This is a genomic window from Rothia sp. HMSC065C03, from assembly GCF_001837295.1.
In the GTDB taxonomy this organism is placed as follows: domain Bacteria; phylum Actinomycetota; class Actinomycetes; order Actinomycetales; family Micrococcaceae; genus Rothia.
The window spans coordinates 133,689-155,814 of record NZ_KV831988.1 but is presented as its reverse complement, the minus strand read 5'-3'; the positions used below and the strand labels follow the sequence as shown (position 1 = coordinate 155,814).

Here is a 22,126-nt window from a genome sequence, read left to right as displayed (position 1 = left end):
GTATTGATATAGAGCCCCAAAATATTCTATAAGATTCCCATCAAATCCAATCTGTAGAGGGTATATAGAATATCTGAAAAAGTAACTTCATCATTATCGATATACCCACAGCTCATGTTTGGTGAACCATACCAGCTACGTGCCTTGTGCATGTCGCTATTTTCTTTAACGCAATGTGCGTATTCTTCGGGGATGGGGGTAAGGTTGACCGTCGGCTTACCGTGCATTCGATAAAGGAAAATGAGCGCAGTATCAATGTATGCGGTGGCGTCGTAATGGAACTTTCCGTCTCCCCATCCGCTGCTGATACCTTCACGAGTAGCCCAGATAGCAATAGGGTAGTGCGGGTCATTGACCGAAATATCGCTATATGGCGAAGTAGCAGGAAGATCCTTAACCACGGGCCTGCCCTTCACATGGTACAGAAACTCAAGAAGCTGCCCACGAGTCATCGCCGGCTGACGAGCATTCTTGTTCTTCTGAAGATAAAGACGGCGGCCGTGAGTAATAAGCCCAGTGCACTCCGCCCAAGCAATCACCTTATCCTGGTAATCACCCGGGGTATTGTATTCAGACTCATTAATGCAGGTGACTTCCAGTTCATCACCCGGAAAAGGAGAAAAAGTCTTAGGGTGCAATTGCGCTGCAGAAGCAGGTGCCACCGCAGACAACAAGAGAGAAGCAGCGGCAAAAGTACACGCCGCACCCTTCACAAACGGTTTCAACAGCATCGTTGACTCCTTAAAAGAAAATAGTGGTTGGTTCTAAGACAATCTCAGTCTTATTAACTAGAAGTTTAGACTTTCTTGGCTTTCAAGGGAAGGTTGAAACTCTACAACTCCCAGATATCTTAAAAAGAAAATCCAAGATTCACCACAACACCCCAGCCCCCAGCGCCTCCGAACCTGCACATGTGACCAGGCGGGGCGTGTGCCGTATGCTGGAAAGAGCGCCCCGCACACGTGGCGCCAAAGCGTTCAGAGGAGGACAACGATGACCTACATTACCGGAGCCATCTACCCCAGCGGCGACCGCATCCGCATAGGCGCACCCGAAGAAGAAACCCTCAACGCCTACCAGCAGCCCAACACCGCCGTAGCCCTCGGATACGCCAACACCGGCATCCACGAACTACACGGCCTGCAAGAAATCTTCAACCTGCACGAACTCGCCATCGAAGACGCCGGACGAGGCCACCAGCGCGCCAAACTCGAACGATACGGCGACTCCCTCTTCACCGTCATCCGCCCCGCCATCTACCTCGACAAAGAAGAAGAAGTGCGCCTAAGCGAACTGCACCTCTTCACCGGCCCCCGCTACACCCTCGCGCTCGTCCGCGACGAACAGCGCAGCGACCGCAGCATCAACGACCAGTTCAACCTGCTCTACGCCACCCCCGACGCATCCCCCGCCCGACTGCTGCACCGCATCCTTGACAGCACCGTCGACGGGTACGCACCCGTGCTTGACGGCCTCGAAAACGACAATGACGAAATCGAAGATATCCTCTTCTCCACCGGCGACCGCCGGGACGCCTACCCCCTCGCGCAACGCATCTACGAACTGCTCAACCAGGTCATCGACTTCCAGCGTGCCTGCCGGCCCCTCGAATCCATGATCGGCCGCATCATCGAAGGGATACGCACCGGCGCGCTCGACCCCTCACCCTACCCGAGCGCATCCGAAGAAGAAAAGAATGAAGAAGCGGTCGAACTCGCCCGGCAATTCCGCAACGTGCTTGACCACGTGGTGCACACAAAAGAACGCCTCGAAGACCTTCGCAGCTCCCTCGAAAACGCCCTGCGCGTGCACGACACCCTGCTCGGCCAGCAGCAGAACGACGACACCAAGAAAATCTCCGCCTACGCGGCGCTGCTCATGGTGCCCACCATCATTGGCTCCGTGTACGGCATGAACTTTGAGGTCATGCCTGAACTCAAGTGGGAGTTCGGCTACCCCGCCGCACTGCTGCTCATGGTGGGTTCCTGTCTGCTCCTCTACTGGTTCTTCAAGAAGAATAAATGGCTCTGATATGCGCGTATGCCGCATAAGGCATACACGATATGCCTTATGCGGCGCGGTCGTACTGGGCACGCATTGCGCGGCGGCAATCACGACGCTCACGCTTGAACTTCTTACACACAGCCTCCGAATCGGCAAACATGTAGAAGTCCTCCGGCTCAGCCGACAGACCCAAAGTCGACAGCTCAACCAGCGACAGCATCGCGTAGAACATCTCGCGGCGCAGCTCAAAATTGCACGCACCCGGAGCAGACTCCACCGCAAACACGCCGCCAGTGCACTCCAGCGCGCGCATCGCCCAGTGCTGAGTCCACAGGTCACCATTGACCGGGCTCACGCCCAGACGGGTCAGCGCCAGACCGGTACCCTGCACACGCTCAAAGCGCAGGCACATCTCCAGGTCCTTCTCCAGGGGGAACACGAACAGCAGAGCGTTCTGCGCCGCCGCACGCAGCTCAGCCAGGTTCGCCTCGTAACCGGAAGCACCCTGAGTCAGCTGACGCATCACGCGGCCCATAGTCGAGGACACCGGGGCGGTGCGGAAGCACGAACCCTCAGCCACCAGCTGCTCCAGAACGCCGCGGAGCTCCTCCACGTTGAAGCGCTCCATACGAACGATGGTGCCCGCCTGCATCAGCAGGTTGAACTCCGCGTCACGGCACAGCTGCTCATCTGCGGTGCAGGAAATCTCTGCGTTTGCGTACTGGCTCTCGTGAGTGGTGTTTTCCATGACCGTTCCTTCCGTAGATGCTGAATCAACCTAGCGGCAACACCGGAGGAGGCGGTGTGCCCGGTCGGAAGGATCGTCCCTTCCAACACCTACACTCTATGAGCGACCCCTGACACGATAAGCAGTTTTTAATCTACCCCGGGGTAAAACTGGGAAAATTCTGAAAAAATCTGAAACCGCCCCTGGAAACCGTCCGCGGAAACTGCTCGTGAAACGCAGAAAACCGGGTGCCCCCACAGTGGGGAACACCCGGTCACTCACACCGAATGAGGCGGCAGATTTAGCGCTGACGGTACAGCAACCACAGCATGTACACGCCACCCAGCGCACCCGTCACCAAACCCACCGGAATCTGGAACGGCGCCAACGCACGAGCCGACACAAAATCAGCCAGCACCAAAATCACCGAACCCAGCAGCGCCGAATGCCACATCGCAGTACCCGGAGTATTCCACAGGCGACGCGCAATCTGCGGGGCAACCAACGCCAAGAAACCAATCGGACCCGCAACAGAAATCGCCACAGCCACCAGCAACACGGCAGCCGCCACCAGCAGGTTCACGGTCCTCTTCACCGGCAGACCCAGACCCGCCGCCAAATCGTCGCCGAGCTCCAGGGTGCGCAGGCGACGCGTCAGCATCAGCACCAGCGGAATAGCCACCAGCAGCAGCACCGCCTGAACCGACATCTGATTCCACGACAGCGCATTCAGCGAACCGTGTTGCCAGGTCTTCGCCGCCTCCGCCTTCTCCAAATCACCGCGCGTAATCAGGTAATCATTCACGGAACTGAGCATCGCACTGACCGCAATACCGATTAGCACCATCTTCTGGCCCATCGTCGCGCCACCGCGCGCACCCGCCAGAAGCATCACCACAGCCGCCGTCGCAAAACCGCCAATAATAGCGCCCATGCCCATACCCACGCCGGTAGAACTCAACGACCCAATCAGCACCACAGACAGGGCACCGGTCGCCGAACCCACCGTGAAGCCGATAATATCCGGCGAGCCCAGAGCATTACGCGAAACCGACTGAAAAATAGCGCCCGACAAGCCCAAAGCCGCACCCACCACCACGGCGGCAAGCATACGCGGCAGACGCTGATTCAACACCAGCTGACGCTCAATCTCCGTGCCCTCACCCTGAAAAATCAGGCGAAACACCTGATCCGGGCTCATCTGATAACTACCAAACACCAGTGAGGCGACCGCCACCACCACAAGCACCGCCACCACCAGCAGGGTACGCGGAATAGGGGTGCGGTAACGCCCCGGGATACGCACAGACCCGGCAACAGCAGACCCGGCTACAGAACGAGACACAACGCTCACAATAAAACCTCTCAGAAACCGGGGCCTACAAACCAGATACGCCAGTCGAACCAGACGAACCACGCGCAACAGGGCGCTGAGCACGATGCGGACCGTGCTCCGACACGTGAGCCGGACCCGACTCATCGTGCGCCTGCGCCTTCGAACCCATGCGGCCCTTCTTCGCACCGCGCGCACCGGTGCTCAAACGCAGCACCAGAACCATCAGCACCGGGGCACCAATAAAGGCGGTCACAATACCCACCTCAAGCTCACTGGGCATGACCAGAACGCGACCCAAAATATCGGAGGCAAGTACCAACACCGGGCCGTACACCAACGACAGCGGCAGCACGCGCGCAATATCGGAACCCACCAGCAGACGCACCACATGCGGCACGACCAGACCCACAAAACCAATCGGGCCCGCAACCGCAGTCGCTGCACCGCACAGCGCCATAATCGCAATAATCGTCGCGCCACGCACCATCGTCACCGGCACGCCCAAGCCGGCTGCCGCATCCTCACCGAGTGCCAGGGCACGCAGAGGACCAATCAGCATGAAAGAGAGCACCAAACCCAATGCCACAAAGGGCAGCGCAGACAGCACCTGCTCAAAGGTGCGGTTCTCCAGCGAACCCACCACCCAGAAACGGTGCGAATCAAAAGCCTTCGAATTAAACATCGTGATAATGCCGGTAATCGTGCCCAGGCAAGCGTTCACCGCCACACCAGTCAGCACCAGACGCGCCGTCGAATCCAGGTTCGGTTTAGAATCCACCAGGCCCATGACGAACACCAGCGCCGCTGCCAGACCCGAACCCAGTAGAGCCAGCCACAGCTGAACGAACGGGGAGGACACCCCAAAAACGCCCACACCCACCACCACGGAGGCGGCAGCACCCGAGTTCACACCCAGCAGACCCGGCTCAGCCAGCGGGTTACGGCTCAACGCCTGCATGAGCACACCCGACACCGCCAACGCGGCACCCACCAGCAACGCCGCGGCGGTACGCGGGGCACGCTTCGCCCAAATCAGCTTCGACTCAATAGTGTTCGCCTCCGGGTGGAGGAAACCGTCAATGGAGCGATCCAGGGGGAACATGCGCGAACCCACCGCAAACGACAGGGCGCAAAGCAGCACCAGCAGAACGCCGCCAATAATGAGCGCAACCGCCAGACGCGAGATAGACTTGCCGCCCTGACCGCCCGAGGAGGCGCCAGATACGGCGTCCGAAGAAGCGGAGAGGGCACGAATTTTCGCCAGGGAGGCAGCGCTGACGGTGGAGCCTTCGCTGACGGCGGGTCCGGAAGGGGTGGTGGTCTGTGGGGTCATATGCCTTGGAGGTGGTGGGGGAGCGGTGCGCTCCCGTGCGGACGGAGGATGCTTAACGTATCAATAGATGAGTATTAAGTATCGCATATGCATATATGAGGTTATCCTAATAAAATGGCAAATATGACGAACAAGATCACCCGCCGCTCCTTCGGCGCACTCGCACTCGGTTCCTTCGGCGCCCTCGCCCTGGCGGCATGCGGCTCCTCCAACACTTCCGGCTCTTCCTCCTCCGCGTCTGCTTCTGCGACCGGTAAGAAGGTGGCACCCTCCGCCCTGCCCTCCGGCATGGGCACCACCACCGTTGACGGCGAATTCCCCCGCACCGTCAAGCACTTCCGCGGTGAAACCACCATCAAATCCGCACCCTCCAAGGTCGTGATTCTCTCCACCGGTCAGCTCGACGGCGTGCTCTCCCTGGGCATCGTGCCCGTCGGCGCGGCAACTGCCGGTGACGCCGACCTGGTCCCCACCTACCTGAAGACCAAGTTCTCCGATAAGTCCGCAGAGCTCGACAAGATTGCCAAGGTCGGCAAGCGCACCGACCCGGACGTTGAGGCCATCGCAAACCTCAAGCCCGACCTGATCCTCATCAACAACACCAACAAGAAGGACGAGCTGTACGAGTCCCTCGCCAAGATCGCGCCGACCGTGGTCACCGAGGGCACCGGCGTCAACTGGAAGCAGGACTTCCTGCTGATTGCTGCCGCGCTGGGCACCACCGAGAAGGCTGAGAAGCTCATGGAGGAGTACAACACCAAGGCGAAGTCGGTCGGTCAGAAGGCTGGCAGCGAGAAGACCTTCTCCTTCCTGTACGCTTCCGCTGACCGCACCCGCATCTTCGCGAAGTCCTCGTTCGTGGGCTCCATCTGCGCGGATGCGTCCCTGGCACGTCCCGCAGCTGCGCAGGTTGAGAAGACCTCCATCGACTTGAGCTCCGAGCAGCTCGACCAGGCTGACGGTGACTACCTGTTCTACGGTGTGCAGGGCGGCGACGAGTCCAAGCTGACCGGTGAGGCGCTGTGGAGCACCCTCAAGGCTGTCACCGAGAAGCACGCGCACAGCGTGGATGCCGATATGTTCTTCCTGAACGCTGGCCCGGCTGCCGCGCTTGGTGTTCTGGAGACCATCGAAAAGGCGCTCTAAGCCTTTCACCGTCTCGTGTAGAGATTCACTGAGAACCACTGAGTTCCACTGAGAATGACTGGGAAGCCCCGCATTCTTGCCTCTCATGCCCGCGCATGAGGGTGAGGAGGCGGGGCTTTCTGTGCGCACGCACTTGTTTTCTGCGTGCTGTGTACCTGCTTTTTTACCCACTGGATGCACTCGTGACCGGAATCGGTGCGCGCCCGCCCGAAATAGGGTCTAATGGGGGTAGAAGGCGCAGCGGTACCGTTGCCCGCGCCTGACACACCGAACCTTCCACACCGATTAATTCACCGACGAAACGAGCACGTAATGCCGAAGAATAAGCCCTCCGAAGAGACCCTGGCGCAGGTACGCCGCGTCATCGACGCACTCAACGAGCGTGGCGCCCGCAAGCAGGCAATCCGCCTGAAGGTGACCCGCCCCGATGCACCGCTGCCGCAGACTGCTTCCAAGTTTGGTGGCCGCCCCTACCTGCCCGCCGGGGAGTCTGCGCCGACCAATGAGAAAGGTGAGCCGCTGGGCATGATCGCGCAGATTAACTGTGCCGACCTGCCCGAAAATGATATCTACCCAGCAACCGGTCTGCTGCAGTTCTGGATTAACCCCAACGACGAAAAGTGCTTGTGGGGTTACGACTACAAGAACCCGCTTTCGCAGAAAAACCACCGCGTGGTCTACTACGAGACGTTGGATGAGCCGAACCCGGATGCCCCCTTCCCGACCGTGAATTGGGATAAATACGATTGGCCTCTGGGCCCCGAGGGCGAGGACGTTTCTGAGGCGACCACCGAGTACGCACTTGCCTTCGAGACCTGGGAACAGAGCTTCCTGGACGGTGGCCTCGAAATCTACGACCAGTTCGCTGATGCCTGGGATGAAATGTACCCGGACCAGAAGCTTCCCGAGAACCCGAACGCACGCGATAACGCCTCCTACAACCTGCTGGAGCCCTTCGAATCGGAGGAGAGGGATTACTCGTATATTGGCGGCTACCCTTCGTTCGCGCAGGGTGACCCGCGCGATGAGTTTGAGGAGCTGCGCGGCCACTCGGTGAACCTGCTGACTATCGAGTCGGAGTGGGGCGAGGATGCTGAGGAGGACGTGTACGTGATATGGAGTGATGCCGGTGCAGCGAACTGGCTGATTACCCCGGAGGCACTTGCCGCCCGCGACTTCTCGCAGGTCGTCTTTGAGTGGGCTTGCAGCTAGACACCGTATTACTTTCACATCATCAATGAGGAGACTCTAAAATGCTCGACAACAAGCCGTTCAAGGACATCGAGAAGCAGGCGAAGCACGTTATCGACCTGCTCAACCAGGAGGGTGCCCGCAAGAAGGCTATCGCGCTGAAGCCCTTCGTTCCCGCCGATCCCTTGCCGCAGACTGCCTCCAAGTTTGGTGGCCGCCCCTACCTGCCCGCTGGCGAGTCCGCACCGACCAATGAGAAGGGTGAGCCGCTGGGTATGATTGCGCAGATTAACTGCGCTGACCTGCCCGAAAACGACCTGTACCCCGCCACCGGTCTGCTGCAGTTCTGGATGGACCCGAACGACGAAGAATGCCTGTGGGGTTACGACTACGAGAACCCTCTCTCGCAGAAGAATCACCGTGTTGTCTACTACGAGACGTTGGGTGAGCCGAACCCGGATGCCCCGTTCCCGACCGTGGACTGGGACGAAGGCGGCTGGCCCATCGGCGGTTTCGACTGTGAGAGCGGCCCGCTCGAAATTGAGTACGGCATGACCTTTGAGGTGCGTGAGCAGGGTGTGACCGCATCCGGCTACGACTACTATGACCTCTTTGGCAAGAAATGGGATGAAACCTACCCGGATGAGTTGCTGCCCGAAGCGCACGAGAACCCGTACAAGAACCAGCCTCGCCGCGAAGCTCTCTACGAGCTGACGGAGCCTTTCGAATCGGATGAAGAGTACTCCCACGTGGGCGGATACCCGTTCTTCGTGCAGAATGACCCGCGTGACGAGTTCAAGGAGCTGCGCGGCCACACGGTGAACCTGCTGACTATCGTCTCTGAGTCGGAGAACGAGGAGAACGAAGACGAAGAAATCGAGATCATGTGGGGTGATGCCGGTGCGGCGAACTGGCTGATTACTCCGGAGGCGCTTGCCGCCCGCGATTTCTCGCAGGTCGTCTTTGAGTGGGCCTGCGGCTAAGTAAGGTCTTGGCTGAGTAGCCGCAGGGGAGGGAAATAGAGAATAACCGCTCTATTTCCCTCCCCTTTTTGTGTACCTTTTATCGGGCACTTCTAAGCAGCGCGATACTTACGGTTCTTACTACGCGGCGGAGCCGTCGGGACAATCAGCTTCGCCTCCACAAGACTGCGCAGGTCATTCGTAATGGAGGTACGTGAAGCGCCCCGACCCCAATGTTCTTGGATATACGCCGTGGAAACAGCCTCGCCCTGTGCGCGCAGGCCGCGCACAATACCAGCCTGGCGTTCGCTGAGACCATCAAGCGACACGTCGACTCCCGTCGGTTCGACGGCGTCGGCTGAATCTTTGCCCGTGGAATGGGTTGCTTGCTGAGTCTTATCCTCAGGTGTGGTCTTCTGTTCCGTAGAAGACACATCCTGTGGGGGTTGCATCAGAGTGACCTGCACATAGAGTAGACGGTCAGCAAACTGGGGAGCGGGCAGACCCGCCTCCTTCAGCGCGCGCAGAACCGTGGGAATACCCGAAGCCCTGTTCTCCGCAATCAAACGCCCCGTCGCCGGGTCGGGCAGGTCAGTCAGAATGCTCGCCAGGTAGCTATTGCGGGTTGAAGAAACACCGGGCTGACCAAAATCTCGGATAGTCACGGCACCGTAAATACCACCCGGGCTACGCACCACCAGGCGGTTGGTGTAGAGCTCAACCTGCACCTGCGAGCCGCGCGCACCCGGCGAGTAGTCGCGGTGCATGAGGGCGTTAACCAGGAGCTCACGGATAGCCTCCAGCGGATACTCGTAGCGCTCAACCCGCCCGATACCGCTGCTGTTGAGACCCTCCATCGTGGACGTTTTGCGCATATTGCGAACCAAAACGCCCATCGCTTCATCCAGCATGGAGGGGATAGGCCCGGTACAGCTGTGATTGTCTAGGAAACGTCGACCGTCCTCGGTGACCTCACCGAGTTCTTCACCGGGAAGAACAACGACGCTCATCATCAGCTGCGGGAAGAACGCCTGCGGGTAGGAGCCCATGGCGAGAAGCGCCCCAAGAGTGGGCACTTCTCGACCCTCAGAATCGATGCGCAGAATGCGTGCCTGCAGAAGAACCTCACGGTCAGAAAGCGCCGCAAAAACGCGAGGCTGTTCTTCGCGGAGGCGGGCAACGTAGGCGCTGACGAGGGTGGGTGAGAGGTCCTTGAAGCTTGCCTCGCTGACGAGTTCCTCGTCGTAGCGGGGCTGACTGCGGTTCTCTAGGAGGCGGTCAATCTCGTACTTGGTGAGGCGAATATCGGCCTCGCCGACGCGCTGGTAGGAGCCGTTGTACATGCCGTGTGTTTCGATGTAGTAGGGCTTCTGCGTCGGGTCGCCGGGGAGTACGTCGATGCGCACGATACGGTGCTGCTCATCTGCCGCCTCAATTTGAATATCTACCGGGGGTCGAGGCGTGATCTTGGAACGGATTGCCTCAACGGATGCGTCGTGGACTGCCTGTGCATTGAAACCTTCAACCGGTTGCAGACCCTCTGCCGGGTCGGTCAGGCCAAGAAGGATGGTGCCACCGTCGCCGTTAGCGAAGGCGCTAACGGTTTCAAGAACGGACTTAGGGAACCCGCCAGCGGCAGCTTTGACTTCTACCCGCCCGTTTTCAGCCCGGTTATGGCGTAGGTTTTTGATGAGTTCGGCGGTGTTTGTTTCCATGCATGCTCCCGATGGCTACTTCTTGGTGAACGTCATAGCAACGTCATAACAGCATCATAACAATTTCTGTTATGAAGTTGTTATGATCCTGCGATAATGTTGTTATGATGCGATATTTTCCTCGCGCCTTGAACCTTGAAAACCCCGGATTTGCAAGCTAAAACCGGGTATTTTGCCGGCGCTGATTGAGCGCGCATCATAACAGCCGTCATAACAACTTCTGTTATGACAGCTGATATGATGCCCCGTCATAATCCGCAATAAACGACACATAGGTACCCGCACTTGGTGCGCCCCCGTGACGGTGGCACAGTATAAAGTCGAGCCACTATCGACTCCCCGCCCATCCCCGGCGGGCAGATACACCAGGAGCAAACCAATGGCTGAACACACTTTCGGCTTCCGAACCCGCGCACTACACGCGGGCGGCACCCCCGACGCCGAGCACGGATCCCGCGCGGTCCCCATCTACCAGACCACCTCCTTCGTCTTCAAGGACGCTGACGACGCGGCGAACCTCTTCTCCCTGCAGAAGTACGGCAACATCTACTCGCGTCTGTCCAACCCCACCGTCGCCGCGCTGGAGGAGCGCATCGCCTCCCTCGAAGGCGGTATCGGTGCGGTAGCGACCGCCTCCGGCATGGCCGCCGAGTTCATCACCTTCGCGGCACTCTGCCAGCAGGGCGACCACATCGTCGCCTCCTCGCAGCTGTACGGCGGCACCGTCACCCAGCTGGACGTGTCCCTGCGCCGCTTCGGCATTGAGACCACCTTCGTTCCCGGCACCGACCCCGCCGACTACAAGGCGGCACTGACCGAGAACACCAAGGCAATCTACACCGAGATTGTGGCGAACCCCTCCGGTGAGGTTGCCGACCTGGAAGGCCTCGCAGAGGTCGCGCACGAGGCGGGCATCCCCCTGGTCGTGGACGCAACCCTGTCCACCCCCTACCTGATTCGCCCCCTCGAACACGGTGCCGACATTGTTATCCACTCGGTCACCAAGTTCCTGGGTGGTCACGGCACCACCCTCGGCGGTATCGTCGTCGAGTCCGGCCGTTTCAACTGGGGTAACGGCAACTTCCCGTCCATGACCGAGCCGGTTCCCTCCTACAATGGCGTGTCCTGGTGGGGCAACTTCGGTGAGTTCGGTTTCCTGACCAAGCTGCGTTCTGAGCAGCTGCGTGACTTCGGTCCGTCGCTGAGCCCGCAGTCCGCGTTCAACCTGCTGCAGGGCGTTGAGACCCTGCCGCAGCGCATGGACGCGCACCTGGCGAACGCTAAGCAGGTTGTGAACTGGCTGGTTGAGGATGAGCGTATCGCCTACGTGAACTACGCCGGCCTGGAAGACCACCCGCACTACGAGCGTGCGAAGAAGCTGCTGCCGCTGGGTGTTGGTTCCGTGTTCTCCTTCGGTGTGAAGGCGACTGAGAAGGCTTCCGGCCGTCTGGTTGGTGGCGAGTTCATTGGTGCGCTGCAGCTGGCAAGCCACCTGGCGAACATTGGTGACGCCCGCACCCTGGTTCTGCACCCGGGTTCGACCACTCACCAGCAGCTGACCGCTGAGCAGCTTAAAGCTGGCGGTGTCGGTGAGGACCTGATCCGTATCTCGGTGGGTCTGGAAGACGTCGAAGACATCATTTGGGACCTGGACCAGGCGCTGACTTACGCGACTGGCCTGAACCACGCCGGTGAGCGTGTGGGCGAGTCCAGTGCAGACAAGATTGTGGAGGCTGAGGAGGCGGTTGCCGCCGCTAAGGCCGCCGAGGACGCTGCCGCCGCTGAGGCTGCTGCTGGCGCATCCTGCTCCCTGCCTACTACCACTCAGGAGGAGAAGTAATGACTGAGAAGCGTACCTGGGTGGGTCCTTCCGCCCCTGAGCGTCTGAACATTCTGCGTAATACCCGCACGATTGCGATTGTGGGTATGAGCGATAAGATTTCGCGTGCCTCCTACTTTGTGGCGACGTACCTGCAGTCGGCTTCGCCGTACAAGCTGTACTTTGTGAACCCGATTCTGGCGGCGAAGGGCAAGCTTGTGCTGGGTCAGCCGGTGTACCCGTCGCTGCAGGACCTGCCGGAGGTCCCGGATCTGGTGGAGATTTTCCGCCGTAATGAGGACCTGCCGGGCGTGGTGCAGGAGGCTGTTGACCTGGGCGCGAAGACCGTCTGGATGCAGCTGGGCTCCTGGAGCGAGGAGGCTGCCGCGATTGGTGAGGCTGCCGGCCTGAACGTGGTGATGGATAAGTGCGTGAAGATTGAGCATGCGCGTTTCCACGGTGGTCTGCACTTGGCTGGTTTCAATACGGGGGTGATTTCTTCGAAGCGTCAGGTGCTGTCGAAGTAGCCTGTGCTGTGTAAGCCGCGGCTATGGCTTGTAATTACAAAAATTAGGCGCTTGTCAGCGTCTGAATGGAGGGGGCGTACCCGGGGTGATTCCCGGGCACGCCCCTCCTTCTATGCCCGGTGTAGTGCCGGGTGTAGTGCCCGGCAGGGCATCCGGCGCGTTTAGGCGAGAATGAGGGCGCAACATCGCCCCTAGTGGAGGGCAGTTCAGCTTTAAGGTAAACCTACCCTTACGCTTTCGCGCCGTGAGCCGGTATCCTAGATGGAAGCCCGGCGGCCGGTACTCAGCACACACGCGTACCGACCGCCGGGCCTTTCCATATGCGAAATATGACGAAATATATGTCTAAAATGTCGAAATATAACGCTATTTTTCGGTCATAAAAAGTCACTCGGTCACAGAAAAGAAAAAACTAGTCAGCACCCAAAAAGAGCCATAAGCTAGCAATATATTTATCCCCCGCATTTTATGCCCAACCTTAGCCGAGGACAGCATGACCGGATTCACCACGAAGGCAATTCACACCACGGACCGCGACAACCCGTACGGCTCCATCCTGCCTCCGATCTACACGACCACCACCTACGCCCAGCCCTGTGACGGCACCGAAGGCCCCTACGACTACCAGCGCGGCGGCAACCCCACCCGCGCGGCCCTCGAAACCACGCTCGCAACCCTCGAAGGCGCCAAGCACGCCTTCGCCTACCCCTCCGGAATGGGCGCCACCGCTGCCGCCCTCGGCATCCTCAAGGAAGGCGAAACCCTGCTGCTGGGCATGCCCTCCTACGGCGGCACTTACCGCTTCGCGACCATCGAGCTGCCCGCTCGCGGCGTCAAGACCCGCTTCATCGGCGACTTCACGGCCCTCACCGACGAGGACTTCGCCGACAACGTGACCATGGTGTTCCTGGAGAGCCCCTCCAACCCGCTACTGCGCGTGAGCGACATCGCCGCCATCGCCGAAATTGCCCACCGCAACGGCGCAATCGTGGTCGTCGACAACACCTTCATGACCCCGCTGCTACAGAAGCCCCTCGACCTGGGCGCAGACATCAGCGTGCAGTCCGCCACCAAGTATCTGGGCGGCCATGCCGACCTGCTCGGAGGCGTCGCCGCAACCAACGATGACGCGCTCGCCGAGCGCCTCTGGCACCTGCAGATGATCACCGGCGCAATGCTTTCGCCCACCGACTCCTACCGCCTGCTGCAGGAGGTCAAGACCCTCAAGCTGCGCCTGACCCAGCAGCAGAAGAACACCATCGAGGTCATCAACTACCTGGAGGCGCACCCCGCCGTGAAGCGCGTGCTCTACGCGGGTTCGCACAGCGAGTATGAGGCGCAGGTGCACGCCCGCCAGGCGAACGGCCTGGGCGCGCTCATCTCCATGGAGCTGGTGGACGGCGCCGATCTGCCCGCCTTCCTCGAAGCCCTGAAGATTTTCAGCCACGCGGTGAGCCTGGGCGGCATCGAGTCGCTGGTGGTTCGCCCCGCGCTCATGGTGCAGGCCGCCTACACTCAGGCGCACCGCGACGAGTACGGCGTGAGCGACAACCTCATTCGCCTGGCCATCGGCATCGAGGAGATTGAGGACATTATCGAGGATTTGGAGCGCGGCCTGACCGCAGCCCTGGCGCATCAGGCATAGTCCCTGAACATGAGGCACCGTACGACCGTATCGCGTGATTCGAAGTGCCCCAAATACGCGGTGTAATGTCATCCATAATAATTACTCAAAATACCCGGATTAATGCATTTCTTTCACCGTAAAAGAATGTTTTTAATGCGGGTATTTTGTGTGCCCTCACCGCATTTTTATATGACGTTGCGTGAACATATTAACCCCCGTGAAGTTTATCTAGAACGGCATAAAAAATGCGGGTAGGGTAAATCTCAGATACACGACGACACCCAGCAGCTACACCCGCGTTTGGGGTAGCCCGGACGAAAGAGAACCACCATGAGCCAGCAGAATCAGCTCGAACCGACCGGCTTCACGACCCGCACTATCCATGCCGTGCACGATACCCGCTACGATGCGTCCGTACCACCGGTCTACCTGGCGAGCACTTTCGGTACCGCAGGTGAGGACACCACCTACATGTATCAGCGCGGCGCGAACCCCACCCGCGATAACCTGCAGGCGACCCTCGCTGCCCTCGAGGGTGCCGAGCACGCTTATGCGTACCCCTCCGGCATGGCGGCAACCGCGGCGGCTCTTGGTGTTCTGGAGGCGGGCGACACCCTGCTGCTGGGCATGCCGACCTACGGCGGCACCTACCGCTTTGCGACCACCGAGCTGACTAAGCGCGCCGTGAAGACCCGCTTCATCAGTGACTTCACGACTCTGAGCGATGAGGACTTTACCCCGGACGTGAAGGTCGTCTTCCTTGAGACCCCCACGAACCCGACCCTGCAGGTCACTGACATTGCCGCGGTTGCGGAGCTGGCGCACCGCCACGGCGCCCTGCTGATCGTAGACAACACCTTCATGACCCCCTACCTGCAGCGTCCCCTGGAGCTCGGCGCGGACATCACCGTGCAGTCCGCCACCAAGTTCCTGGCCGGTCACGCAGACCTGCTTGCCGGCGTTGCGGCGACGAACGACCCCGACCTGGCGGTTCTGCTGCACCGCGGTCAGCTCGTCAGCGGTGCGCTGCTGCCCCCGATTGACTCCTACCGCCTGCTGCAGGACGTGAAGACCCTGGCCCTGCGCCTGGAACGCCAGCAGCAGAACGCCCGCGAGCTTATCGAGTTCCTCTCCGAGCGTCCCGAGGTCGAGAAGATTTTCTACGCCGGCAACTCCTCCGAGGAACAGGCGGAGGTGCAGTCCCGCCAGGCCCGCGGCATCGGCTCCGTCTTTTCGCTGCTGCTCAAGGACGGCGGCGACGCGCAGGCCTTCGCCCGTTCCCTGCCCATCTTCGTGAACGCCGTGAGCCTGGGTGGCATCGAATCGCTCGTGAGCCTGCCCGCGCACACCACGCACGGCGCCTACGCTCAGGAGCACCGCGACGAGTTCGGTGTGGACGACCGCCTCGTGCGCCTGGCAATCGGCATTGAGGATGTTCAGGACCTCATCGCGGCCCTGGAGATTGGCTTGAAGGCCGCCTTCGCCGGCTAGGTTCGTGCCGCCGGTTCATACCGCTGGCGAACGTCGCCGGTTCATACCGCAGATTTCAACTTTCACACCACACATCAACGTAGATTAAGGAACCAAGAATGACCGTTCTCAACACCTCCGCCGTGCTGAACCGACGCTCCCTGCTACTGGGCGCGGCCCTCGCCGGAACCACCGGCCTGCTCGCCGCCTGCTCCGGCGGTAACGGCTCCAGCGCAGGCTCCGCACAGAGCTCCTCCAACCTGCTGGAGTCCATTAAGTCCGCGGGCAAAATCCGCATCGGTGTGGAGGGTACCTACCGCCCCTACACCTACCACGACGCCTCCGGTAAGCTCGCCGGCTTCGAGTATGACATCGCCGAGACCCTCGCCAAGGACCTGGGCGTGACCGCCGAGTACATCGAAACCCCCTGGGACTCGCTTATCGCCGGCGTGGACGCGGGCCGCTACGACATCGTGCTCAATAACGTGGCACCCACCGAGGAACGTAAGAAGAAGTACGATTTCTCCGTGCCCTACGCGCACTCCCGTGCCCGTGTGGGTGTGAAGAAGGACTCGAGCCTGAAGAACGCCTCCGAAATCTCCGGCCATAGCGCCGCCCAGAGCGCCACCAGCAACTACCGCAAGCTCGTGGAGGAACGCGGCGCCACCATCATCGAAGTCACCGGCTTTGACGAGGCCATCGAGCAGGTGCTCACCGGCCGCGCTGAGCTGACCGCCAACGACTCCGTGTCCTTTGCCGAGTACTTCAAGGAGCACCCGGACGCCAACCTGCGCCTGCTGGATGGTGAGGTCGGCCCCGGCACCAACGTCGCCGTTCTGCTGCCCAAGAACCAGACCGCGCTGAAGGATGCGATTGACGCCTCCATCAAGAAGCACCTGGGCAACGGTGACTTCAAAGCAATTTTCGAGAAGCATGTGAGCGAGGACTTGAGCCCCGCCTCCTAAGCTTTCGTGAAAGGCTCGGAAGGGGCCCGGAAAGGGCTCACCCGCCAGGACTTCTGACACCGCGTCGTGATTGATGTCTCTGTGGCTTATCCTGCACCGATGAGAGAATATGACGGAATGTTACGTTGAATTCTTTCCCACCGGGAATAGCTGTAGGATAGCCAGCGTTGCACCCGCAGAGAGGGGCACACCGCACGATGCCCCCGGGTTACCTCAGGGTGACAACCCGCAACTACAAGAGCATCAACCACCACACGAAAGAAGAACACCATGTCCGCAATGATTAACCGCCGCACCGTCCTCGCAGGCTCCGCATTCACCGGCCTGGCTGCACTGCTCGCAGCGTGCGGTTCGTCCAGTAGCAGCACCGCATCCAGCACCAACAAGCTGGAGGCTATCAAGTCTGCCGGCAAGATCCGTGTGGGCCTGGAGGGCACCTACCGCCCCTTCTCTTTCCACGACTCGAACGGCGCCCTGGTCGGTTTCGAGAAGGAAATCATCGACCTGGTCGCTAAGGATCTGGGCGTGACCGCAGAGTTCACCGAAACCCCCTGGGATTCGCTGATCGCTGGCGTGGACGCTGACCGCTACGACATCGTCATCAACAACGTTTCCGCAACCGACGAGCGCAAGCAGAAGTACGACTTCTCCGTACCCTACCTGTACTCGGAGCCGAAGGTCGCCGTGAAGAAGGATTCTTCCCTGCAGAACGTGAGCGAGATTTCCGGCCACTCCTCGGCGCAGTCTGAGACTTCGAACTTCCGCAAGATGGTGGAGGCTAAGGGTGCTTCGATCGTGGTTGTTTCCGGTTTCGATGAGGCTATCGAGCAGGTCCTCTCGGGCCGCGCAGAGATGACCGCGAACGACTCCGTGTCCTTCGCTGAGTACTTCAAGGAGCACCCGGACGCTAACCTGCGCCTGCTCTCCGGTGACCTGGGTACCGGCAGCAACTCTTCCATCCTGATGGCTAAGGGCCAGGATGCTCTGCGTAACGCTATCGACGAGTCGCTGAAGAAGCACCTGGGCAACGGTGACATCAAGGCGATTTACGAGAAGTACGTGGGCGAAGACCTCTCCCCGAAGAACTAATACTTTCTATAAGGAGCTGAGTTCCGTTCATGGAACGCTACCTGAATCTTTGGGCTGAGTCCCTGCCTCAGCTGCTGGGCTCGACCCTGGCAGTGACTATCCCGCTGTCGCTAATTTCGTTCGCGGTGGCGCTGCTGGTGGGCATTGTGTCTGCTGGCGCGCGTACGAGCCGCTTTGCACCGGTGAACTGGCTGGCGTGGGTGTACATTTGGGTTTTCCGTGGCACCCCGCTACTGGTTCAGCTGTTCATCGTCTTCTACGGCCTGCCGAAGGTCGGTATCGCCCTGGACGTATGGAGTGCCGCGATTATCACGATGAGCCTGCACACCGGCGCGTACGTCGCTGAGACGTTCCGTTCCGCGGTGGCGGCTATTCCCCGTGGCCAGTTTGAGGCGGCGGCAACCCTGAACTTCACCCGCATGCAGACCCTGCGCCACGTCGTGATTCCGCAGGCGGTGCGCATCGCGTTGCCGAACCTGGGCAACAACTTCATCGACCTGATTAAGGGCACTTCGCTGGTGTCGGTCATTTCGATGGTTGACCTGTTCCAGACCGGTAAGCAGATCGCGTCGCGTACTTTCGAGCCGCTGGCAATGTACTCCGAAGTCGCCATTATTTACCTGGTGATTTTCACTCTGCTGACCGCCGCACAGTCGGCGCTGGAGAAGTACAGCAACCGTTACGTGAGGAGCAACAATGCTTAGCGTTGATTCCCTGTCGAAGAGCTTCGGCGAGACGCAGGTGCTCAAGAACATCAGCCTGGACATCCCCAGCGGCGAGACCACCGTCATTCTGGGCCCCTCCGGTAGCGGCAAGTCGACCCTGCTGCGCTGCCTGAACCTGCTGGAAACCCCGCAGTCCGGCACGCTCACCATCGACGACGCGCAGGTCGACTACAGCCAGAAGCTCACCGACGCGCAGGTGCGTGACATTCGTTCCCGTTCGGCGATGGTGTTCCAGCAGTTCAACCTGTTCCCGAACTACACGGCGTTGAAGAACGTGGCGCTCGCCCCGGCCCTCAACGGCACCCTGAATGCTCAGCAGGCGCAGGAGCGTGCCCGCGAGCTGCTGGCGAAGGTGGGTCTTGCCGACAAGGTAGATTCCTACCCGGACGCGCTCTCTGGTGGCCAGCAGCAGCGTGTGGCGATTGCCCGCGCCTTGGCGCTGGAACCCTCCTACCTGCTCTTTGATGAGCCGACGAGTGCGCTGGATCCCGAGCTGGAGGCGGAGGTTATCCGTGTGCTGATGCAGCTGGCGAAGGAGGGTCGCTCCCTGGTCATCGTGACGCACAATATGGCGTTTGCGAAGAAGGTCGCAGATCGTATCGTGTTCCTGGAGAACGGTACCCTGCGCTATAACGGTGAGCCGACCGGTTTCTTTGCTTCGGATGATGAGCGTATCCGTAAGTTCTTGACGGTGTACGACAGCACCGAGTACACGATTTAGCCGTACTGCACATAGTAAATATGGGCTGGTTTCTGCCGGTCAGATAATCATCTGACGAGCGGAAACCATCCCATATTCTATATTCAGCATATATTGGTTTTTACTCTGAAAGACCCTTAGAGCGGCGGTACTCCTCCAGTTGCTCAGCATTAATCACCTCAAGCTGTTCAGTGAGCGGAGCACCAGGGGCCCAGCCCTCATTAGCAACGGCACGGTCCTCCTGCTTACCAAAAGTGAAGAGACGCGGGCGAGGCACACGCAGCTCAGCCGGGGTAGTCGGCAGCTGCCAATTCTTCATATGGGAGAGCACACCAAACACCAGACACAAGAAAATAGACAGTGCCATCGCCAGGTTAGGGCGGTGGAACAAGCCGGTTACCAGAGCGGTTTCAGAAGCACCCACAAACGCGACTGTCGCATACAGGGAGTTACCGCCAAAAATCGCCGGAATGCGGTTGACCATAATGTCACGGATAACGCCGCCACCGACCGCGGTGGTCACACCCAGTGCAATAGCGGGCAGCCAGTGCAGGCCCAAGTTCAGGGACTTAATGGTGCCGGTTGCCGCCCACGCACCCATACCGATGAAGTCAATGATGAGCATGGTTCGGGTCGCCCAGCGGGCACTCAAGTCGATGCTGTACGCCAGAATCGAGGAGCCGATAGCACCCACCCAGTAGCCGCCGTCAGTGAGTGCCACGGGCAGTCCGGAGTTCAGTAGGATGTCACGGATCATACCGCCGCCCATGCCGCAGGCGACCGCGAGCAGCAGGAAGCCCACAATGTCGAATCGGAAGGCGCGCGCCACAGCACCGCCGAGCAGGCCGTTAGCGACAACGGCGGCAATGTCGACGATGCGGAATACCTGATCTGGGTCAAAGAGCTCGTGCATGGGCGTTCTCCTGCGTACGTGATGCGTGTGCCGGTAGGGGAAGTGTGCGCAACGGGGGGGGTCGGGTGACGACGTTATCACCGCATCCGGCTCTGTTTGCCTGTGCGCGTACCTGAATTGGCACCGATTTATTGTAGACCCGCCGCCGCCTCTGCTCCTAGTTGAAAGGTGCTCATGACGAGCTCTGAGACGTAACGGAGAAGCTTGTGGGCGCGCTAAAAGATGGGCGTAGAATGAGTGAATCTCCACCCCCAATGCTCTGTCATGATTGTTTTTGCGCTGGGTTCTTTCCAGTACGGTAGCGGCATCATTTCTTCGCTACTTGTTGGCGTTGAGCCCCCTGAATGCGGTGGAGTCCATGGCGGTCATGATGTTTGCCGGTGCGGCGCTGTCGGCGCTCATGGTGTGGCTACCCTCCCGTAAGCTGAGCGCTCGCTAAGCTGGAGCTAGACGAATACTAGAGGCATGTGGCCCGGTCGTTTGATAGACCGGCCACATCGCAAATCGTTATCTGCGTAAGGTGAAAGGAGCCGCCGTGACGGTATCGCGTGACGAAGTTTTCGAAATCCTGCGGGGCGTGGTGCCCCGCCTGGAGGAGGCGCTTCCCAGCTGGTCGGTGCGCCCCAACATCACGGGTACCGGCGCGGTGGGGCTCTACCTGGACGGCCCCGCAATCTACCGGGACGGCGAGCCCCTGGCCGGCGTGAACGCCGAGGGTGAGCCGGTCGTTCGGCACCTGTGCGGTACGATTCAGACCGCCGACCGCGGCCTGCCGCAGGAGCTCGGGCAGGTGCGCTACCAGTACATTCTGGGCGTGAGCGTGGCGGAGCACGAGAGCGAGTACCCCGAACTGACCGACCTGGCGAGCATGGGGGAGCCGAGCTGGGTTCCTGCACTGAGGGCCCTGGAGGCGCTGGTGGAGTCCGAGGGCCGCGAGGCGCTGTTCATCAGCCGCGGCGGGTACGTGCCGGGTCGCCGCGCCCTGGGTAAGCGCCGTGTGGCGCTGCGGCGCGAGTTCTTCCCCGGTAAGCCCTGGCTGGGTTTGGGCACGATTGACTGGTGTGCGGGCGTGCGCTCGACCCCGGTGTACGCCGAGGATCTGGTGGCTCTGGTGGCCGCGGCGACGCGCCTGGCGAGCGGCTGGGATGCCGCCCTGCGAGCGGACTCGGCGACCAGCTGAAACAAAAGTAGCTAAAACAAAGCGGCGCATCCGACCCGCAAAGGGGTGGACGCGCCGCTTGTTTCAAGCTCTAACGCTTAGTGGGTTTAGCCCAGCGCCTCAGCCAGCTTGAACGAGTTAAGCCGTATCAAGTCGCATGCGATATTGCCTTATCGATAGCATGCAAGGGTGATGCATCCTGCTGCCTCAACGGGTGCGTAACCGTAGCGTTTGTAGAGCGCAACGGCGTGTTCACTAGCGGTGTCGGTAGTAATGAGTCGCTGTCGAATGTCTTCTCGGTCAAAGTCATCAATGACACGCTTTAGAAGCGCAGAACCAACGCCCTGTCGTTGGGCGTGCGGATGCACTAGGAGGTCCTGAATGTAGGCGATAGAGTGTCCGTCCCCGACGGCGCGGACTAGCCCGACGAGCCGTCCCGTTCCGTCCGTGGTTGCCTCTCGTGCGGTGTAGAGATACCGCGACCCCTCCACCATCGGGACGAGACGTTCGGGTGTTTTGGTATAGGCACTCCAGCCCACAGAATCGTAAAGCTCAGTAAGTTCTTCCACGCTGGGAAGGGGGCTGGTGGAGTCCAAAATACAGTACCGCATACAGGCATTGTATAGCGCCAAATTGGGGGATTTAGGGAACTGCCGTCCAACACGTTGGTGGGCTTGAGGGCATAAAGAAGCGGCGCATCCGACCCGCAAAGGGGTGG

At 60.1% G+C, this 22,126-nt stretch carries 20 protein-coding genes; 13 read left to right on the top strand and 7 right to left on the bottom strand.

Annotated elements, in window-relative coordinates; translation table 11 throughout:
* Positions 1 to 26: 26 nt before the first annotated feature.
* Positions 27 to 731 carry an S-layer homology domain-containing protein gene (locus HMPREF2605_RS04075; protein WP_053088885.1) on the bottom strand — a complete coding sequence of 235 codons (705 nt, stop codon included), beginning with the start codon at positions 729 to 731 and terminating at the stop codon, positions 27 to 29.
* 262 nt (positions 732 to 993) lie between these two features.
* Between HMPREF2605_RS04075 and HMPREF2605_RS04070 the strand changes: the two genes are divergently transcribed.
* Positions 994 to 2,031 (top strand): magnesium and cobalt transport protein CorA, encoded by a 1,038-nt coding sequence (locus HMPREF2605_RS04070; protein WP_070847042.1) that lies wholly within the window; start codon positions 994 to 996, stop codon positions 2,029 to 2,031.
* Positions 2,032 to 2,068: 37 nt separating this feature from the next.
* Here the strand turns inward: HMPREF2605_RS04070 and HMPREF2605_RS04065 are convergent, their stop codons facing one another.
* From HMPREF2605_RS04065 to HMPREF2605_RS04055, 3 genes are all read right to left on the bottom strand, one after another.
* The gene (locus HMPREF2605_RS04065; RefSeq protein ID WP_070847040.1) at positions 2,069 to 2,752 is read right to left on the bottom strand and encodes an integrase; all 684 of its coding nucleotides are present in this window, start codon (positions 2,750 to 2,752) and stop codon (positions 2,069 to 2,071) included.
* Positions 2,753 to 3,032: 280 nt separating this feature from the next.
* Positions 3,033 to 4,085 (bottom strand): FecCD family ABC transporter permease, encoded by a 1,053-nt coding sequence (locus tag HMPREF2605_RS04060; protein ID WP_070847038.1) that lies wholly within the window; start codon positions 4,083 to 4,085, stop codon positions 3,033 to 3,035.
* 25 nt (positions 4,086 to 4,110) lie between these two features.
* Entirely contained in the window at positions 4,111 to 5,400 is a 1,290-nt protein-coding gene (locus tag HMPREF2605_RS04055) for a FecCD family ABC transporter permease (RefSeq protein ID WP_070666893.1), read from the bottom strand.
* A gap of 123 nt (positions 5,401 to 5,523) precedes the next feature.
* On the opposite strand from HMPREF2605_RS04055, the gene HMPREF2605_RS04050 reads away from it, so the two are divergent.
* From HMPREF2605_RS04050 to HMPREF2605_RS04040, 3 genes are all read left to right on the top strand, one after another.
* Complete coding sequence (locus HMPREF2605_RS04050; protein ID WP_065423914.1) at positions 5,524 to 6,546, top strand: ABC transporter substrate-binding protein; 1,023 nt, start codon at positions 5,524 to 5,526, stop codon at positions 6,544 to 6,546.
* A gap of 312 nt (positions 6,547 to 6,858) precedes the next feature.
* Positions 6,859 to 7,758, top strand: a complete 900-nt coding sequence (locus HMPREF2605_RS04045) for a YwqG family protein (RefSeq protein WP_070605136.1) — start codon at positions 6,859 to 6,861, stop codon at positions 7,756 to 7,758.
* Between the two features lie 41 nt (positions 7,759 to 7,799).
* Positions 7,800 to 8,720 carry a YwqG family protein gene (locus HMPREF2605_RS04040; protein ID WP_070847036.1) on the top strand — a complete coding sequence of 307 codons (921 nt, stop codon included), beginning with the start codon at positions 7,800 to 7,802 and terminating at the stop codon, positions 8,718 to 8,720.
* A 92-nt stretch (positions 8,721 to 8,812) separates the two neighbouring features.
* Here HMPREF2605_RS04040 and HMPREF2605_RS04035 read toward each other — a convergent pair whose 3' ends face one another.
* The gene (locus HMPREF2605_RS04035) at positions 8,813 to 10,414 is read right to left on the bottom strand and encodes an ATP-binding protein (protein WP_070605131.1); all 1,602 of its coding nucleotides are present in this window, start codon (positions 10,412 to 10,414) and stop codon (positions 8,813 to 8,815) included.
* Positions 10,415 to 10,793: 379 nt separating this feature from the next.
* On the opposite strand from HMPREF2605_RS04035, the gene HMPREF2605_RS04030 reads away from it, so the two are divergent.
* From HMPREF2605_RS04030 to HMPREF2605_RS03995, 8 genes are all read left to right on the top strand, one after another.
* A complete protein-coding gene (locus HMPREF2605_RS04030; protein WP_070847034.1) occupies positions 10,794 to 12,254 on the top strand; it encodes an O-acetylhomoserine aminocarboxypropyltransferase/cysteine synthase family protein in 1,461 nt (486 codons plus the stop codon).
* Positions 12,254 to 12,760, top strand: coding sequence for a CoA-binding protein (locus tag HMPREF2605_RS04025; protein WP_005509183.1), 507 nt, complete (start codon positions 12,254 to 12,256; stop codon positions 12,758 to 12,760). Before HMPREF2605_RS04030 ends, HMPREF2605_RS04025 begins: the two co-directional genes overlap by 1 nt.
* Positions 12,761 to 13,253: 493 nt before the next feature.
* Positions 13,254 to 14,405 carry a trans-sulfuration enzyme family protein gene (locus HMPREF2605_RS04020; protein WP_049333904.1) on the top strand — a complete coding sequence of 384 codons (1,152 nt, stop codon included), beginning with the start codon at positions 13,254 to 13,256 and terminating at the stop codon, positions 14,403 to 14,405.
* A 312-nt stretch (positions 14,406 to 14,717) separates the two neighbouring features.
* Complete coding sequence (locus tag HMPREF2605_RS04015; protein WP_049353457.1) at positions 14,718 to 15,878, top strand: trans-sulfuration enzyme family protein; 1,161 nt, start codon at positions 14,718 to 14,720, stop codon at positions 15,876 to 15,878.
* A gap of 98 nt (positions 15,879 to 15,976) precedes the next feature.
* A complete protein-coding gene (locus tag HMPREF2605_RS04010) occupies positions 15,977 to 16,822 on the top strand; it encodes a transporter substrate-binding domain-containing protein (protein ID WP_049353456.1) in 846 nt (281 codons plus the stop codon).
* 270 nt (positions 16,823 to 17,092) lie between these two features.
* On the top strand, positions 17,093 to 17,911 hold the full coding sequence (locus HMPREF2605_RS04005; RefSeq protein WP_070847032.1) for a transporter substrate-binding domain-containing protein: 819 nt from the start codon (positions 17,093 to 17,095) through the stop codon (positions 17,909 to 17,911).
* A gap of 29 nt (positions 17,912 to 17,940) precedes the next feature.
* Positions 17,941 to 18,615, top strand: a complete 675-nt coding sequence (locus tag HMPREF2605_RS04000) for an amino acid ABC transporter permease (protein ID WP_012904266.1) — start codon at positions 17,941 to 17,943, stop codon at positions 18,613 to 18,615.
* A complete protein-coding gene (locus HMPREF2605_RS03995; RefSeq protein WP_070847030.1) occupies positions 18,608 to 19,357 on the top strand; it encodes an amino acid ABC transporter ATP-binding protein in 750 nt (249 codons plus the stop codon). The genes HMPREF2605_RS04000 and HMPREF2605_RS03995 overlap by 8 nt, the downstream gene beginning before the upstream one ends.
* A gap of 100 nt (positions 19,358 to 19,457) precedes the next feature.
* Here the strand turns inward: HMPREF2605_RS03995 and HMPREF2605_RS03990 are convergent, their stop codons facing one another.
* Positions 19,458 to 20,249 (bottom strand): trimeric intracellular cation channel family protein, encoded by a 792-nt coding sequence (locus tag HMPREF2605_RS03990; protein ID WP_070675346.1) that lies wholly within the window; start codon positions 20,247 to 20,249, stop codon positions 19,458 to 19,460.
* A gap of 535 nt (positions 20,250 to 20,784) precedes the next feature.
* On the opposite strand from HMPREF2605_RS03990, the gene HMPREF2605_RS03985 reads away from it, so the two are divergent.
* A complete protein-coding gene (locus tag HMPREF2605_RS03985) occupies positions 20,785 to 21,429 on the top strand; it encodes an L-alanine-DL-glutamate epimerase (RefSeq protein ID WP_070847029.1) in 645 nt (214 codons plus the stop codon).
* 149 nt (positions 21,430 to 21,578) lie between these two features.
* On the opposite strand, the gene HMPREF2605_RS03980 is transcribed toward HMPREF2605_RS03985, so the two are convergent.
* Positions 21,579 to 21,902, bottom strand: coding sequence for a GNAT family N-acetyltransferase (locus tag HMPREF2605_RS03980; RefSeq protein WP_239663414.1), 324 nt, complete (start codon positions 21,900 to 21,902; stop codon positions 21,579 to 21,581).
* Positions 21,903 to 22,126: the final 224 nt, after the last annotated feature.

Bases quoted from the DNA above. Each gene is read 5' to 3' on its own strand.
- HMPREF2605_RS03980 (WP_239663414.1), bottom strand. From the start codon at position 21,902: ATGGTGGAGGGGTCGCGGTATCTCTACACCGCACGAGAGGCAACCACG.
- HMPREF2605_RS04055 (WP_070666893.1), bottom strand. From the start codon at position 5,400: ATGACCCCACAGACCACCACCCCTTCCGGACCCGCCGTCAGCGAAGGC.
- HMPREF2605_RS04010 (WP_049353456.1), top strand. From the start codon at position 15,977: ATGACCGTTCTCAACACCTCCGCCGTGCTGAACCGACGCTCCCTGCTA.
- HMPREF2605_RS04030 (WP_070847034.1), top strand. From the start codon at position 10,794: ATGGCTGAACACACTTTCGGCTTCCGAACCCGCGCACTACACGCGGGC.
- HMPREF2605_RS03990 (WP_070675346.1), bottom strand. From the start codon at position 20,249: ATGCACGAGCTCTTTGACCCAGATCAGGTATTCCGCATCGTCGACATT.
- HMPREF2605_RS04035 (WP_070605131.1), bottom strand. From the start codon at position 10,414: ATGGAAACAAACACCGCCGAACTCATCAAAAACCTACGCCATAACCGG.
- HMPREF2605_RS03995 (WP_070847030.1), top strand. From the start codon at position 18,608: ATGCTTAGCGTTGATTCCCTGTCGAAGAGCTTCGGCGAGACGCAGGTG.
- HMPREF2605_RS04065 (WP_070847040.1), bottom strand. From the start codon at position 2,752: ATGGAAAACACCACTCACGAGAGCCAGTACGCAAACGCAGAGATTTCC.
- HMPREF2605_RS04045 (WP_070605136.1), top strand. From the start codon at position 6,859: ATGCCGAAGAATAAGCCCTCCGAAGAGACCCTGGCGCAGGTACGCCGC.
- HMPREF2605_RS04040 (WP_070847036.1), top strand. From the start codon at position 7,800: ATGCTCGACAACAAGCCGTTCAAGGACATCGAGAAGCAGGCGAAGCAC.
- HMPREF2605_RS04015 (WP_049353457.1), top strand. From the start codon at position 14,718: ATGAGCCAGCAGAATCAGCTCGAACCGACCGGCTTCACGACCCGCACT.
- HMPREF2605_RS04075 (WP_053088885.1), bottom strand. From the start codon at position 731: ATGCTGTTGAAACCGTTTGTGAAGGGTGCGGCGTGTACTTTTGCCGCT.
- HMPREF2605_RS04050 (WP_065423914.1), top strand. From the start codon at position 5,524: ATGACGAACAAGATCACCCGCCGCTCCTTCGGCGCACTCGCACTCGGT.
- HMPREF2605_RS04070 (WP_070847042.1), top strand. From the start codon at position 994: ATGACCTACATTACCGGAGCCATCTACCCCAGCGGCGACCGCATCCGC.
- HMPREF2605_RS04000 (WP_012904266.1), top strand. From the start codon at position 17,941: ATGGAACGCTACCTGAATCTTTGGGCTGAGTCCCTGCCTCAGCTGCTG.
- HMPREF2605_RS04020 (WP_049333904.1), top strand. From the start codon at position 13,254: ATGACCGGATTCACCACGAAGGCAATTCACACCACGGACCGCGACAAC.
- HMPREF2605_RS04025 (WP_005509183.1), top strand. From the start codon at position 12,254: ATGACTGAGAAGCGTACCTGGGTGGGTCCTTCCGCCCCTGAGCGTCTG.
- HMPREF2605_RS04005 (WP_070847032.1), top strand. From the start codon at position 17,093: ATGTCCGCAATGATTAACCGCCGCACCGTCCTCGCAGGCTCCGCATTC.